The sequence below is a fragment of the Bradyrhizobium sp. CCBAU 45394 genome (genome assembly GCF_028128655.1).
Classification (GTDB): Bacteria; Pseudomonadota; Alphaproteobacteria; order Rhizobiales; family Xanthobacteraceae; genus Bradyrhizobium; species Bradyrhizobium diazoefficiens.
Genome location: NZ_LBIX01000006.1, coordinates 1 through 678, shown reverse-complemented (window position 1 = coordinate 678; position 678 = coordinate 1). Strand labels below are relative to the sequence as shown.

Sequence of the window (678 nt, the reverse complement as noted above, 5' to 3'; positions counted from 1 at the left end):
AACCGCTCCGCGGTCAGCTCGGGCCGGTTCAGGTAGCCGCGCGCCACCCCCGCCCCGCCGATGTAGAGCTCCCCGACCGCGCCAAACGGAACGGGCGCACCATGACCGTCCAGCAGATAGATCCGCGTGTTCGCGATTGGACGGCCAATCGGGACAATGGCGCCATCAAACCCATCCGGACAACTCCACGCTGTCACGTCGATCGCAGCTTCCGTCGGACCGTACAGATTGTGCAGGCCCGTCCAAGGCAAGAGGCGCCGAACCCTATGCACACTGGCGGCAGGAAGCGCCTCGCCGCTGCATAAAACTCGCCGCAGCGACCTGCAGCTCTCAACACTCTTCGCATCCATAAAATTGACCAGCATGGATGGCACGAAGTGAACCGTCGTGATGCGCTGGCTGATGATCAAGTCGACCAATGCAGCGGGATCTCTGTGCGCACCGGGCGGCGCCAGCACCAGTGTTGCCCCTTCAAGCAAGGTCCAGAAGAACTCCCAGGCCGAGACATCGAAGCCAAATGGCGTCTTCTGCAACACGACATCAGAGTCCTTGAGACCATAGGCGTTTTGCATCCACATCAGGCGATTGACGATGGCCCGATGCTCATTCCGTGCCCCCTTGGGGGTGCCTGTGGATCCGGAGGTGTAGATCACATAGGCGAGATGGCGCGAGGTCAGG

Annotated in this window: 1 protein-coding gene; it reads right to left on the bottom strand. The window is 61.5% G+C overall.

Annotated elements, in window-relative coordinates:
- Positions 1–678: AMP-binding protein (locus WN73_RS04200; protein WP_271551682.1), on the bottom strand; the 678-nt coding region annotated here is incomplete at both ends.